This window comes from Anoxybacillus sp. P3H1B (assembly GCF_001560855.1).
Lineage (GTDB): Bacteria > Bacillota > Bacilli > Bacillales > Anoxybacillaceae > Anoxybacteroides > Anoxybacteroides rupiense.
Map to the genome: position 1 here is coordinate 91,762 of NZ_LPUG01000017.1, position 13,030 is coordinate 104,791.

The window sequence follows — 13,030 nt, forward strand, 5'->3', positions numbered from 1 at the left end:
TACAATGAAGGAATGAAGGGGATTTACAATGATTGTTCGCACATTGCGCGCTGTTGAAGAAATGGTAGATGGAAACGGCCTTGCCGAGTCTTTTTATGATACAGCGATCAAAGGTGTTTCGACAGATACGAGAACGATTCAGCCGGGAAATTTATATATTCCACTGAAAGGTGCGAATTTTAACGGCCATGCTTTTGTAGCAGACGCGTTTGCGAAAGGAGCAAGCGCAGCGCTTTGGGAAAAAAATGAAGCGAATCCGCCGACCAATGTTCCGCTTATTTTTGTCGATGACACATTGCAAGCCTTGCAGCAGCTGGCCAACCGTTACCGGAAACAACTGGCTGTAAAAGTAGTCGGTATCACAGGCAGCAATGGAAAGACAACAACAAAGGATATGGTCTATGGTCTATTGGCTTCGACCTATAAAGTGCAAAAAACAGAAGGAAATCTTAACAATCATATCGGAGTGCCACTGACGCTTCTTCGTTTAAAAGAAGATACCGAAATAGCGGTTGTCGAAATGGGCATGAGCAATTTTGGCGAGATTGAGCTTTTGTCCAAGATCTCTGAGCCTAGTGTGGCCATTATTACAAATATCGGAGAATCTCATTTACAAGAGCTAGGCTCACGTGACGGCATTGCTCGCGCAAAACTGGAAATCGTTTCTGGTTTACAGTCTGATGGTGTGTTTGTCTATTACGGAGATGAGCCGCTTCTGCAAACAAGAGTGAAAAATATAAAGCGGCCTTTGCGTATGGTCACATTTGGACAAAAAATAGCGAATGACTACTATCCAACCGACATTTCATTGGAGGTGAACGGCACCTCATTTACCGTGAATCAGGCACCAGATTATCGTTTATTCCTTCCAATTTTAGGGCGTCACCACGTATATAATGCGCTGGCGGCGATTTCGGTGGCGCGTCTGTTTCATGTCAGCTGGGAAGCCATTCAAGCGAGTTTGGCTGAGCTGCAAATGACAAAAATGCGTATGGAAATCATCAAAGCCGTCAATGGGGCTACGATGATTAATGATGCGTATAACGCTAGCCCAACTTCTATGAAAGCAGCATTAGAGCTGCTGTTCGAATTGACGGGATATGAGAAAAAAATCGCCGTGTTAGGCGATATGCTGGAGCTTGGTGATCAAGAAATTGAGTTTCATCAACAAATTGGCCGGATGCTTCAGTCTGAAAAGCTTGATTACGTATTGACGTATGGCAAGCGCGCTGGACATATTGCGCTCGCCGCTCAACACTCGTTTCCAAGCGGCCGTGTTCAAGCGTATGACGATAAGCAAGCGTTGGCCAGGGATCTGCGTTCCATTGTTTCGGCCCGCGATCTCATTTTGTTTAAAGCGTCAAGAGGAATGAGATTAGAAGATATCATCCGTGACTTACAAGCGTAAGGTGTTGGAGGATACGAAATGCGTATGCCTCCCCCTTTCTTTTTGTTGGGGGTGATGGCGGTTGATTGGCTGCTTGTGTATTCACGGCTTTACGGGAGGACCCTATGAGGTTGAGCCGCTTGCTCGTTATGTGCAAGAACAGACCAATTGGCTTGTCGAATTAACGATCTTGCCTGGGCATGGTGAAACGCTTCAGCTAAAAGGAATAATGTACGACCAATGGCTTGCGGCCGCAGAAGCAGATTTGCAGCGTGTAATGAAAAAGTGTGAGATCGTTTATCTGGTCGGCTTTTCAATGGGAGGGGTAATTGCTGCTTATTTAGCAGCGAAATATCCAGTGGGCAAAGTTGTCCTGCTAAGCCCTGCTTTTTATTATATCAATCCTAAGCAGATGCTTCAGGAGATCAGTGGAATGATTCATGCTGGTTTACAGCGGCAATTGCAAGAACATCCGGTATTTGTCCGTTATAAAAAGAAAATCGTTGCAACACCGCTAACTGCGGCGATGGAGTTTCGCAAATTAGTCAGCAAAGTTCGCCCGCAGCTTGCCGATATACGCGTTCCAATCTTGATTGTCCAAGGAAGCCTAGATGAGATTGTGCCCGTAAAAAGCGCTCAGTATGTATATACAATGGTAGGATCCACGAAAAAGAAATTATTATTTTTGCCTTCATCGCGTCATCAAGTTTGTTACGAACCTGATCGCCATGCGCTGTTTGAAGCGGTCGTGCATTTTTTACAGGAAGATCTTTGAAAATGGTATTTATTGCACAAGAGGTATAGAAATGGTATGATAAATTCCATAATGTCCAAGGCCCATCTTTCCCTTGGAAAGAACGGTTTTGAATAGTTTAAGGAAGTAAAAGGAGAATGAATAGAATTGACAACATTTCAAGAGTTAGGATTAAGTAATGAATTAATGAGAGCCATAAGTCGAATGGGGTTTGAAGAAACCACTCCGATTCAAGCAGAGACCATTCCATTAAGCCTGCAAAATAAAGATGTGATTGGGCAGGCACAAACCGGGACAGGAAAAACGGCCGCGTTCGGTATTCCGTTAATTGAAAAAATAAATCCAAAAACGGACGTGATTCAAGGGCTTGTTGTTGCTCCGACTCGCGAGCTTGCCATTCAAGTATCTGAAGAGCTCTATAAAATTGGAGCGGTCAAACGTGCCCGTATTCTTCCAATTTATGGAGGGCAGGATATCGAACGACAAATTCGCGCATTGAAGAAACGCCCGCATATTATTGTTGGAACACCAGGAAGAATCATCGATCATATCAATCGCAAAACGATTCGTTTAGATCATGTGCATACCGTTGTGTTAGATGAAGCAGATGAAATGCTGAACATGGGATTTGTTGATGATATTGAAGCGATTTTAAGCCATGTGCCGACGAAAAGGCAGACGCTTCTTTTTTCAGCAACGATGCCTGAGCCTATTCGCCGCATTGCGGAGCGCTTCATGGACAATCCGCAGCTTGTCAAAGTTAAAGCTAAAGAAATGACGGTTCCCAATATTGAGCAATACTATCTAGAAGTTCAAGAAAAAAGAAAATTTGATATTTTAACAAGGCTGCTGGATATTCAAGCGCCGGAGCTGGCGATTGTATTTGGCCGTACGAAACGGCGAGTGGATGAGCTGGCCGAAGCGTTGAATTTGCGCGGTTATGCTGCTGAAGGAATCCATGGAGATTTAAGCCAAGCGAAGCGGCTGTCCGTGCTGCGCAAATTTAAAGAAGGAGCAATTGAAATTTTAGTAGCGACTGATGTAGCAGCACGCGGGCTAGATATTTCCGGCGTTACACACGTGTATAACTTTGACATTCCGCAGGATCCAGAAAGCTATGTTCATCGCATCGGCCGTACAGGCCGTGCCGGAAAAACAGGAATGGCCATGACATTTGTGACGCCTCGCGAAACAGGACAGCTGCACAATATTGAAAAAACAACAAAACGCAAAATGGAACGGATGCGGCCGCCGACGCTCGACGAAGCGCTAGAAGGGCAGCAGCGAATTGCAATTGAGAAGCTCTTGGCTGTTGTGGAAAGCGAGAATTTATCGTTTTACAAGCGAGCTGCCGAGGAGCTTTTAGAAGAGCATGATTCCGTTTCTCTTGTAGCCGCTTGTATCAAAATGTTGACAAAGGAGCCAGATACAACACCGGTAATGCTGACGGAAGAGCCGCCGCTGCCAGCCAAAAAAGAGAAAAAGCGGATCAATCGCAAAGGCGGACAGCCAAAAGGGGCTGCGCGAAGCCCGCAATCGAAAAAGCGGCGCGTGGCGCGATAAAAAAAACGATGCGAAAGGCATCGTTTTTTTGTTCCCGTAAGCCCGGAAGTTGTGCTAAGGATGATAGGGGTTGGGATGAGAAGCGATGAAAGGGGCGATGATGGCTCCGCTTAGAAATCCGAAAAAATGCGCAATAATGTTTAGGTTGGCTCCTGTCAGCGTGACGACAAACCCAATCAGCAATATAGCGAAAATGATATGAGCGTGCGGTCTTTGAATAATGTGTTGATGAAAAAAAGCAAGGTAGCTGTAAATGCCAAATAGACTAAAAACGGCTCCTGAAGCCCCAAGGTGAGTGTACATGGGAGGTGCAAGGAAGAGAGTGGCGATATTGGCCAATATTCCGCCGCCGATGTAAGCTAAGAAAAATCTCCATTTGCCAAGAATTTTTTCCAAGGCAGGTCCAAATAGGATCAGCGAGACGGAGTTCACCAGCATGTGTACAAGGTGAACGTGTAAGAAAAGAGGGGTTATGAGCCGCCAGTATTCCCCTTTAAAAATAACGAGATTGAAGCCAATAAGTGCCTTTAACAAATTGTTAGAGAAAGAGCCAGGAATTAAAAAAATCAGAAAGAAAACGATGTGGATGAGAACAAGGAATGAAACGATTGGGTAAAGCCGGAAAAATGTAGATGGATTTTCCGTGCGAACAAACATAAAACCGCCCCTCTTTTTAAGCTGTTGGTTTAAACGTAGCGACGATCGATTGAAAAACCAAATATGCTGATCATGGTTGATGCAACGATGAATATAAAAAATAAATAACGTTTGCATGGAAGTCATGTTATAGATAAGATTTACGCGCTCGTATGATGCAGTCCAATAACAGACTTGAAAAATCCAGCCCCTTCCTTTCTAAAGCGGATTCGTTTAATCTTTAAGCTATATGGATCAGGAATATTCGAATGGTTGTTTATTAAAAATGTATGTATGGAACAGAAAGGATAGAAGAAAATGATTGCAGGAATCGGGATTGATATTGTCGAGCTGGATCGAATTCAAAAGCTAATAGAGCAAAATGAAAAATTTGTGCAGCGTATTTTAACGAAAAAAGAGAAAGCGATTTTTGATTCGTTGTCAAACGAACGAAAAGTCGAGTTTTTGGCCGGAAGATTTGCCGCAAAGGAAGCATATGCAAAAGCGATGGGAACAGGGATTGGAAAAAACGTTTCGTTCCAAGATGTGGCTTTTATTAATAATGAAAAGGGCAAGCCAGAAGCCGTTGTGACACTGGAAGGGCACTATATCCATGTCTCCATTTCCCATAGTCGTGATTATGCAGTGGCCCAAGTAATTATCGAGCGCTTGTCATGCTAGTCTGCATATTTGCCCGTATGGTCTCATATATTGGTAATGCAAAAAGGAGTCATGCTCCTAATGTTGATATGAGACAAAGGGGTTGAAAAAATGAGGAAACATTTGGTTAGCGCATTGCTTGGCATTGTTCTGCTTTTGGGGCTAGCAGGATGCGGTGCGAAATCACAAGAAGATGTTGTTAAAGCGCTTGATGAAAAAATGGACGAAGTCTCCAGCTACCAAGCCACAGCCAAGTTAACGCTCAAGACGGGAGCGGAGCCGCAAGTGTATGATGTAGAAATTTGGTATAAGCAACCACATTATTACCGCGTGAGTTTAAAAAATGACGAGAAAAACCAAAATCAGATGATTTTACGCAACGACGAAGGGGTTTTTGTGATTACTCCAGCGTTGAACAAAAGCTTTCGCTTCCAAAGCGATTGGCCGAAAAACACAAGCCAAGCCTATTTGTATGAATCGTTAGTGAAGGATATTTTAAGCGACAAAAAAGCAAGCTTTAAAGCGAAAGGCGATCACTATGTGTTTGAAACGAAAACGAATTATCCAAACAGTCAAGTGATTCCGAAGCAAGAAATTACTTTAAACAAAAAGGACTTAGCTCCTGTGTCAGTCAAAGTGATGGATACGGATATGAAAGCATTGCTTACTGTACAATTTTCCAAAATTGAATTTAATAAGAAATTTGACAAAAACGCATTTGATACAACGAAAAATATGACAGGAGCACGTTTAGAAGTACCGACGATGGCCAAAGGGGAAAATGAAGCTGCGGAAGTAATGTACCCGATTAACATGCCGACAGGTGTTGAACAAATCGACGAAAAGGAAATCGCAACGAAGGACGGAAAACGGGTGATTATGACGTTTGGCGGCAAAAAATCATTTACTCTTATCCAAGAGGCAGCTCAAGCCTTACCGACATTCGGTTCATCCGCACTTGTCAATGGTGAGCCAGTGGACTTAGGATTTGCTATCGGGGCACTCACAGATCATTCACTCACATGGACATATAAAGGAATTGAATTTATGATCGCTTCCGAAGACTTAACAAAGGACGAAATGGTGATGATTGCTCAGTCTGTCCAAGGAAAAGAAGCGAAATAGAAAAAATGCACAGGCTCAAAAATTCAAGAGAGCCTGTTTTTTTATTATTTTTGTTCCATCATGCGGTGTTTTGCTAGATTACAAGGCCAACAAAGTCAGTCGATTTTATCTGACCCCATGGTTAAAAATATCTTTAGTTGACATCATAAAAATAAAAGACAATAATTTTTTATATAACTGGAAATAGAGGAAGTGGACTACACGATGATACATTCGTTTCATAGAGACACTTGGGCGGAAGTCGATTTGGATGCTATTTTCCATAACGTTACGTCATTGCGCGCCTTTTTAGGAGAGCAGACAGAAATTATGGCTGTTGTGAAAGCGAATGCGTATGGGCATGGCGATGTCCAAGTGGCCAGAACCGCGTTGGAAGCGGGGGCTTCGTATTTGGCCGTAGCTTTTTTAGATGAAGCGCTTGCGCTGCGAAAAAAAGGAGTGGGCGCCCCGATCCTTGTATTAGGCGCGGTTCGCCCTGAAGACATTAACTTAGCCGCTCGCGAACAAATTACGCTCACCGTATTTCAGAAAGAATGGCTGGAAAAAGCCAAAAATTTGTTTACAGAGAAACAGCCGGTTTCTTTCCATTTAAAAATGGATACCGGAATGGGCAGAATTGGCGTGAAAGAGGAAGAAGAAACAAAACAAATTGTTGCGATGATTGAAGAGCATCCGTTTTTTTTATTAGAAGGAGTATACACCCATTTTGCCACTGCCGATGAATTAGATACACAATACTTTTCATTTCAATACGAGAAATTTTTACGCATGCTTGAATGGCTCCCTTATTTGCCAAAGCGGGTCCATTGTGGAAACAGCGCGACAAGCTTGCGCTTCCCTGATAAAGTATTCAATATGGTTCGTTTCGGGATTGCGATGTATGGTTTGTCTCCTTCGATAGACATGAAGCCGCTCTTGCCTTTTTCATTAAAGGAAGCGTTTTCGCTCCATAGCCGCATTGTTCATGTAAAATGCTTGCGCCCAGGGGAAAAAGTGAGCTACGGCGCCACCTATACAGCGGAAGAGGAAGAATGGATTGGAACGGTGCCGATTGGATATGCAGACGGATGGATCAGAAAATTGCAAAACTTCCATGTGCTCGTAAATGGAAGAACGGTGCCGATTGTAGGGCGGATTTGCATGGATCAAATGATGATTCGTCTGCCGGAACAAGTACCGGTTGGCACGAAAGTCACATTGATCGGCAAGCAAGAAGCTGCTCAGGTAACAATAGATGATGTGGCCAAGTATGTAGGAACGATCAGCTACGAGATCCCTTGTACAATAAGTTATCGCGTTCCCCGTATTTTTTTAAAAAAGAAGAGTATAATGGAAGTGAGAAATGTTGTTTTAGATGGCAACGGCTGCTCATAAATAAAAATTTCTCTGTCATCGCCAGAGAAAACCGAATTTGGCTTTGCATCTCCCTTGTTTAATGATATTATAAAGTGGGAGTAAGTATTATAAATGGGAGCGGACTATTTGGCTATAGTTTCCTGGAGGTGTATGTTCATGTCTGAATCGAGCGCAACAACAGAAATCGTCGTTCGCTTACCCCAAGCATTGTTGACTGAGTTAGATGGTCTTGTCAAGCAAGAAAACGGTAATCGAAACGACCTCATTTACCAAGCGACTAAAATGTACATTCGTGAACGAAAAAAGCGGCACATTCGCGAGGCGATGAGACGCGGTTACATGGAAATGGCGAAAATCAACTTGTCGATTGCATCGGAAGCGTTTCTTGCGGAATATGAAGCCGACCATACCGTTGAACGTTTAGTTAGCGGGGGGTAATGCTTTGATTGTTAAGCGTGGCGACGTTTATTTCGCGGACCTTTCCCCGGTAGTTGGTTCGGAGCAAGGAGGCGTGCGTCCGGTATTAGTTATTCAAAACGACATCGGAAATCGGTTTAGTCCAACAGTTATTGTGGCAGCTATAACAGCGCAGATCCAGAAAGCCAAATTGCCCACCCACGTGGAAATTGATGCGAAACGGTATGGATTTGAACGAGATTCCGTCATTCTTTTAGAGCAAATTCGTACGATTGACAAACAAAGGCTCACGGACAAGATTACGCACTTAGATGACGAAATGATGGATAAAGTAGATGAGGCGCTCCAAATCAGTCTAGGGCTCATTGATTTTTAAAGGGGAATACGGTCTGTCTATCTAAATAGCTCGAATATGGAGAATCCGTAGAAAATAGCTGCATCATTTGTAGCTATTTTTATTTTTTGGTAAAATGACCATTATTACATAGTTGGGGGTTAGGAACTTTGGTGACTACAGAAACGCTTATCGGAATCATTGCTGAAGAGCTGCGCTTATCTGTTCAGCAGGTGCGCAATGTGATTTCTCTTTCAGAGGAAGGCAATACGGTTCCGTTTATTGCTCGCTATCGAAAAGAAATGACAGGTGCGTTAGACGAGGTGCAAATTCGCGAAGTGCTCGAGAAATGGAGCTACCTGCAAAACCTTGAAAAGCGGAAGGAAGAAGTGTTGCGCCTGATTGATGAGCAAGGAAAATTAACAGAAGAGCTTAAAGGCGCGATTCAAAAAGCGGTAAAGCTGCAAGAAGTAGAAGATTTGTACCGGCCGTACAGACAAAAAAGAAGAACGAAAGCGACCATCGCAAAGGAAAAAGGTCTTGAACCTCTAGCAGAATGGCTGTTTACATGCCCCATGAGCCCGCTTCCAGAAGAAAAAGCAGCAGCATTCATGGATCCTGAAAAAGAAGTGTACACAGTGGATGACGCACTTCAAGGAGCAAAGGATATTATCGCTGAACAGATTTCTGATAACGCTGCTATTCGCCAATGGATTCGTACACAGACTTGGAACAAAGGTATCATTGTATCGACTGCAAAAGAGGTCGAGAAAGATGAAAAAAATGTATACGAAATGTATTATCAGTACGAAGAACCGGTACATAAAATTGTTCCTCATCGAATTTTAGCGTTAAATCGCGGTGAAAAAGAAAATGTGCTTCGCATTTCTATTCAGGCGCCTGTTGCGGATATTATAGAGTATATGAAAGCCCAAACAATAGTGAATGCACAGTCTAAAGCAGCTTTTTATATAATTGAAGCGATCGAAGATGGATATAAACGTTTGATTGAACCGTCCATTGAACGGGATATACGAAATGAACTCACAGAGCGAGCGGAGGAAAGAGCCATCCACATTTTCGCAGAAAATTTGCGCAATCTTTTGCTTCAACCTCCATTAAAAGGAAAAATAGTACTGGGAGTGGATCCTGCCTATCGGACAGGTTGCAAGCTGGCCGTGGTAGATGAAACAGGTAAGCTATTAAAGATTGATGTGATCTATCCTCATCCTCCACAATCGAAAATGGATGAAGCACGTGAAAAAATGTTGCGTATTATTCAGGAATATGGTGTACAAATGGTTGCGGTTGGAAATGGGACGGCCTCGAGGGAAACAGAACAATTTGTAGCTGATACGTTGAAACAGCTCCCACAAGAGATTTTTTATTTAATTGTTAATGAAGCAGGAGCAAGCGTATACTCTGCTTCGGATTTAGCGCGGAGAGAATTTCCTGATTTGCAAGTAGAGGAAAGAAGCGCGGTTTCCATTGCCCGGCGTGTTCAGGATCCTCTTGCCGAACTTGTAAAGATTGACCCAAAATCGGTCGGAGTCGGCCAATATCAGCACGATGTTTCGCAAAAAAAACTAGAAGAATCGTTGCGCTTTGTGGTAGAGACTGTTGTTAACCAAGTTGGAGTAAATGTCAATACCGCTTCTGTTTCTCTTTTGCAATATGTATCAGGCCTATCTAAGTCTGTTTCTGAGAATATTGTCAAAAGAAGAGAAGAACAAGGTAAGTTCAAAAACCGCAATGAGCTAAAAACGATTCCACGGCTTGGCGCCAAAACGTATGAGCAGTGTATCGGTTTTCTGCGAATCGTAGATGGGAATGAGCCATTAGACAGAACGCCTATTCATCCTGAACGATATGCTGAGGTAAAAAAATTGCTTCAAGGAATTGGATTTACGGCAGATGATATCGGCAGTGATGCTCTTCGCCGGGCTTTACAGTCCATTCCGATAAAGGAAACAGCAGAAACACTTGGTATCGGAGAGCTTACACTAAAGGATATTGTCGATGCCTTAATCCGTCCTGAGCGAGATCCACGTGATGAATTGCCTAAGCCGTTACTGCGAAAAGATATTTTAAAAATGGAAGATCTGCAAAAAGGAATGGAGCTGGAGGGAACCGTCCGCAATGTTGTCGATTTTGGGGCATTCGTTGATATTGGAGTAAAGCAAGACGGGCTTGTCCATATTTCTAAGCTAAGCAAGCGATATGTAAAGCATCCGCTTGACGTAGTGGCGGTAGGTGAAGTGGTCAAGGTTTGGGTGGAAAGTGTCGATGTTTCCAAAGGGAGGATTTCGTTATCGATGCTTCCATTGGAGCAATAGAAAAGCTTTCATTATGTTTTTGTCGCAAAATAAGGGAAGCTTGAAATCCAGCTTCCAACGGGGGAGAACTCCACCATTAGAAAGCCAGTCCATATATTTAGCTTTTCGTCATGCATCCGCTTGACGAAGTCTGAACAACGCCGCTTTCAGTTCCGTTGATAGTTCTGGGAAGCGGCGTTGTCTGGACACCGTTCAAAATAAGCTCTATATTGATACAAATGTTACCATCTCCAGTTTATCAATAAGTGGTATTAACGCTTTTTTGAAATAGCCTCTTTCTTTTGGTAGAAAAACCAGCACTGGTTTAATAATTTTATTTGATAGCGATTTTTCTCATAATAAGCTCGGCGCATTTGATTTTTTAACCATGTCGGCATAGGAAATACCTCCATTTTGAAAAAAGGTAGTATATAATCTATGTATTAAGAAGTCGTCCTGTGCTAAAGAAGGTGAAAAGAAAATGGAGCAAAATGAATTACAGAAGCTGGTTGAAAATATATCTTTGCAATGTTTTAACAAACCATTTCAGCATCAAGCTTTGTTTAACCCGCGCTTACGAACGACAGGCGGCCGATATTTATTGCATTCCCACAATATTGAGCTGAATCCTAAATATTATGAAGCGTTTGGTGAAGAAGAGCTCATTTTGATTATTAAGCATGAATTATGCCATTATCATCTTCATTTAGAGGGAAAAGGATACCGGCATCGGGATCGAGACTTTCGAGAATTGCTTCTTCAAGTAGGAGCGCCCCGCTATTGTCGGCATCTGCCTCATCAAAAGCATCAAGCACAGCGGAAGTTTTATATGTATGCTTGCTTGCAATGTGGCTTGACATATCAGAGAAAAAAAAGAATGAACCTGCAACGATATGTTTGCGGAAAATGTACCGGCCGATTAAAAATGATCGAAAATATTTTGGAAAAATGGTGTTGACATCTATAATATTTGTATGTTAAATTATAAAAGCCGTCGCTGATAAGCGATGAAGCTAAACGAATCCGAAAAAGTCATTGACAATAGAGAAAACCATCGCTATAATAAAAGACGTTACATGAGATGCGCTATGTTTATTCCGCAATAGCTCAGCGGTAGAGCAACCGGCTGTTAACCGGTAGGTCGTAGGTTCGAATCCTACTTGCGGAGCCATTGGAGAAGTACCCAAGTGGCTGAAGGGGACGGTTTGCTAAACCGTTAGGTCGCGTTTTTGCGGCGCGCGGGTTCAAATCCCGCCTTCTCCGCCACTTTGATATATGGTGCTGGCCCGTTGGTCAAGTGGTTAAGACACCGCCCTTTCACGGCGGTAACACGGGTTCGAATCCCGTACGGGTCATCGTTTATTATATGTCGGGAGGCGATGGGGATTGTTTAAAGACATCACCTCCCTTTTTGCTCGCTTTAGGAGGATTAGTTCAGCTGGGAGAGCGCTTGCCTTACAAGCAAGGGGTCGGCGGTTCGATCCCGTCATCCTCCATTTTGGTCGACGAATAAATTAAGGTCCCGTAGTGTAGTGGTTAACATGCCTGCCTGTCACGCAGGAGATCGCGGGTTCGAGTCCCGTCGGGACCGCCATGACTGAAAGTTATTAGTAATTGATGGGCTATAGCCAAGCGGTAAGGCAACGGACTTTGACTCCGTGATGCGCTGGTTCGAATCCAGCTAGCCCAGCCATTTGGTTTATAGATTTACATATGAGCCATTAGCTCAGCAGGTAGAGCATCTGACTTTTAATCAGAGGGTCGGAGGTTCGAGTCCTCCATGGCTCACTTTTTGCGGGTGTGGCGGAATTGGCAGACGCACCAGACTTAGGATCTGGCGCCTCACGGCGTGGGGGTTCAAGTCCCTCCACCCGCACCATATAAAGTTTTGCGCGGTCGTGGCGGAATGGCAGACGCGCTAGGTTGAGGGCCTAGTGGGGGCAACCCCGTGGAGGTTCAAGTCCTCTCGGCCGCATAAAAATCATGCTTGATTTTAAAAAGATAATTTGGTATAATTAAAAAGCTATATTTTGCGCTCGTAGCTCAATTGGATAGAGCATCTGACTACGGATCAGAAGGTTAGGGGTTCGAATCCTCTCGAGCGCGCCATGCGGGAAGTAGCTCAGCTTGGTAGAGCACATGGTTTGGGACCATGGGGTCGCAGGTTCGAATCCTGTCTTCCCGACCATCTGAATCGAATATGCGGGTGTAGTTTAGTGGTAAAACCTCAGCCTTCCAAGCTGATGTCGTGGGTTCGATTCCCATCACCCGCTCCATTCCAAATAATGTTCTTTGAAAACTGAACAAAACGAAGCGTTAACGAAAAATTTCGGTATAGTTAGTCAACCGAAATAAGATAATAGCCAATCAACTTTCTTTTGGAGAGTTTGATCCTGGCTCAGGACGAACGCTGGCGGCGTGCCTAATACATGCAAGTCGAGCGGACCGAATAGAAGCTTGCTTCTGTTTGGTTAGCGGCGGAC

Annotated in this window: 12 protein-coding genes, 12 tRNA genes and 1 rRNA gene; 23 read left to right on the forward strand and 2 right to left on the reverse strand. The window is 43.6% G+C overall.

The features are described 5' to 3' along the window. The first annotated feature begins 28 nt into the window (after positions 1-28). The 3 genes from murF to AT864_RS11105 all read left to right on the forward strand — a co-directional run bounded on the left by murF (position 29) and on the right by AT864_RS11105 (position 3,704). A complete protein-coding gene (murF, locus tag AT864_RS11095) occupies positions 29-1,408 on the forward strand; it encodes a UDP-N-acetylmuramoyl-tripeptide--D-alanyl-D-alanine ligase (protein ID WP_066148995.1) in 1,380 nt (459 codons plus the stop codon). A 61-nt stretch (positions 1,409-1,469) separates the two neighbouring features. Beyond that, on the forward strand, positions 1,470-2,162 hold the full coding sequence (locus AT864_RS11100; RefSeq protein ID WP_066148996.1) for a carboxylesterase: 693 nt from the start codon (positions 1,470-1,472) through the stop codon (positions 2,160-2,162). Between the two features lie 126 nt (positions 2,163-2,288). After that, positions 2,289-3,704: a DEAD/DEAH box helicase gene (locus AT864_RS11105; RefSeq protein ID WP_066148997.1), complete on the forward strand. Its 1,416-nt coding sequence runs from the start codon at positions 2,289-2,291 to the stop codon at positions 3,702-3,704. Between the two features lie 54 nt (positions 3,705-3,758). Here AT864_RS11105 and AT864_RS11110 read toward each other — a convergent pair whose 3' ends face one another. After that, a complete protein-coding gene (locus AT864_RS11110) occupies positions 3,759-4,361 on the reverse strand; it encodes a rhomboid family intramembrane serine protease (RefSeq protein ID WP_066148998.1) in 603 nt (200 codons plus the stop codon). 297 nt (positions 4,362-4,658) lie between these two features. Here AT864_RS11110 and acpS point away from each other — a divergent pair, with 297 nt between their 5' ends. The 6 genes from acpS (at position 4,659) to AT864_RS11140 (ending at position 10,568) form a co-directional block, all read left to right on the forward strand. Next, complete coding sequence (gene acpS, locus AT864_RS11115; protein ID WP_044742002.1) at positions 4,659-5,021, forward strand: holo-ACP synthase; 363 nt, start codon at positions 4,659-4,661, stop codon at positions 5,019-5,021. A gap of 90 nt (positions 5,022-5,111) precedes the next feature. Next, a complete protein-coding gene (locus AT864_RS11120) occupies positions 5,112-6,125 on the forward strand; it encodes an outer membrane lipoprotein carrier protein LolA (protein ID WP_044742001.1) in 1,014 nt (337 codons plus the stop codon). Between the two features lie 204 nt (positions 6,126-6,329). After that, a complete protein-coding gene (gene alr / locus AT864_RS11125; protein WP_066148999.1) occupies positions 6,330-7,499 on the forward strand; it encodes an alanine racemase in 1,170 nt (389 codons plus the stop codon). A 138-nt stretch (positions 7,500-7,637) separates the two neighbouring features. Further along, positions 7,638-7,919, forward strand: coding sequence for a CopG family ribbon-helix-helix protein (locus tag AT864_RS11130; protein WP_044741999.1), 282 nt, complete (start codon positions 7,638-7,640; stop codon positions 7,917-7,919). 4 nt (positions 7,920-7,923) lie between these two features. Beyond that, positions 7,924-8,274, forward strand: a complete 351-nt coding sequence (ndoA, locus tag AT864_RS11135; protein ID WP_003253417.1) for a type II toxin-antitoxin system endoribonuclease NdoA — start codon at positions 7,924-7,926, stop codon at positions 8,272-8,274. Between the two features lie 128 nt (positions 8,275-8,402). Further along, on the forward strand, positions 8,403-10,568 hold the full coding sequence (locus tag AT864_RS11140; RefSeq protein WP_066149000.1) for a Tex family protein: 2,166 nt from the start codon (positions 8,403-8,405) through the stop codon (positions 10,566-10,568). A gap of 251 nt (positions 10,569-10,819) precedes the next feature. On the opposite strand, the gene cmpA is transcribed toward AT864_RS11140, so the two are convergent. Continuing rightward, on the reverse strand, positions 10,820-10,945 hold the full coding sequence (gene cmpA, locus AT864_RS17930) for a cortex morphogenetic protein CmpA (RefSeq protein ID WP_139788175.1): 126 nt from the start codon (positions 10,943-10,945) through the stop codon (positions 10,820-10,822). 83 nt (positions 10,946-11,028) lie between these two features. On the opposite strand from cmpA, the gene AT864_RS11145 reads away from it, so the two are divergent. The 14 genes from AT864_RS11145 to AT864_RS11210 form a co-directional block, all read left to right on the forward strand. Further along, on the forward strand, positions 11,029-11,505 hold the full coding sequence (locus AT864_RS11145; protein ID WP_066149001.1) for a SprT family protein: 477 nt from the start codon (positions 11,029-11,031) through the stop codon (positions 11,503-11,505). Between the two features lie 138 nt (positions 11,506-11,643). Further along, positions 11,644-11,718 (forward strand) — tRNA-Asn (locus tag AT864_RS11150). A 2-nt stretch (positions 11,719-11,720) separates the two neighbouring features. Continuing rightward, positions 11,721-11,813: transfer RNA gene (locus AT864_RS11155), tRNA-Ser, on the forward strand. A 17-nt stretch (positions 11,814-11,830) separates the two neighbouring features. After that, positions 11,831-11,902: transfer RNA gene (locus AT864_RS11160), tRNA-Glu, on the forward strand. A gap of 68 nt (positions 11,903-11,970) precedes the next feature. Continuing rightward, positions 11,971-12,043, forward strand: a tRNA-Val gene (locus AT864_RS11165). A 22-nt stretch (positions 12,044-12,065) separates the two neighbouring features. Further along, positions 12,066-12,141, forward strand: a tRNA-Asp gene (locus tag AT864_RS11170). 24 nt (positions 12,142-12,165) lie between these two features. Next, positions 12,166-12,240 (forward strand) — tRNA-Gln (locus AT864_RS11175). Between the two features lie 22 nt (positions 12,241-12,262). Then, positions 12,263-12,335: transfer RNA gene (locus tag AT864_RS11180), tRNA-Lys, on the forward strand. 6 nt (positions 12,336-12,341) lie between these two features. Beyond that, positions 12,342-12,426 (forward strand) — tRNA-Leu (locus tag AT864_RS11185). 13 nt (positions 12,427-12,439) lie between these two features. Beyond that, positions 12,440-12,522: transfer RNA gene (locus AT864_RS11190), tRNA-Leu, on the forward strand. A 57-nt stretch (positions 12,523-12,579) separates the two neighbouring features. Then, a tRNA-Arg gene (locus AT864_RS11195) sits at positions 12,580-12,656 on the forward strand. Between the two features lie 2 nt (positions 12,657-12,658). Next, positions 12,659-12,735: transfer RNA gene (locus AT864_RS11200), tRNA-Pro, on the forward strand. A 14-nt stretch (positions 12,736-12,749) separates the two neighbouring features. Then, positions 12,750-12,823: transfer RNA gene (locus tag AT864_RS11205), tRNA-Gly, on the forward strand. Between the two features lie 99 nt (positions 12,824-12,922). Next, a 16S ribosomal RNA gene (locus AT864_RS11210) occupies positions 12,923-13,030 on the forward strand; the annotation flags it as partial.

What these genes read in the sequence shown, in the direction of transcription:
- AT864_RS11145 (WP_066149001.1), top strand. Translation starts at nt 11,029, where the DNA reads ATGGAGCAAAATGAATTACAGAAGCTGGTTGAAAATATATCTTTGCAA.
- murF (WP_066148995.1), top strand. Translation starts at nt 29, where the DNA reads ATGATTGTTCGCACATTGCGCGCTGTTGAAGAAATGGTAGATGGAAAC.
- AT864_RS11130 (WP_044741999.1), top strand. Translation starts at nt 7,638, where the DNA reads ATGTCTGAATCGAGCGCAACAACAGAAATCGTCGTTCGCTTACCCCAA.
- AT864_RS11110 (WP_066148998.1), bottom strand. Translation starts at nt 4,361, where the DNA reads ATGTTTGTTCGCACGGAAAATCCATCTACATTTTTCCGGCTTTACCCA.
- alr (WP_066148999.1), top strand. Translation starts at nt 6,330, where the DNA reads ATGATACATTCGTTTCATAGAGACACTTGGGCGGAAGTCGATTTGGAT.
- cmpA (WP_139788175.1), bottom strand. Translation starts at nt 10,945, where the DNA reads ATGCCGACATGGTTAAAAAATCAAATGCGCCGAGCTTATTATGAGAAA.
- acpS (WP_044742002.1), top strand. Translation starts at nt 4,659, where the DNA reads ATGATTGCAGGAATCGGGATTGATATTGTCGAGCTGGATCGAATTCAA.
- AT864_RS11120 (WP_044742001.1), top strand. Translation starts at nt 5,112, where the DNA reads ATGAGGAAACATTTGGTTAGCGCATTGCTTGGCATTGTTCTGCTTTTG.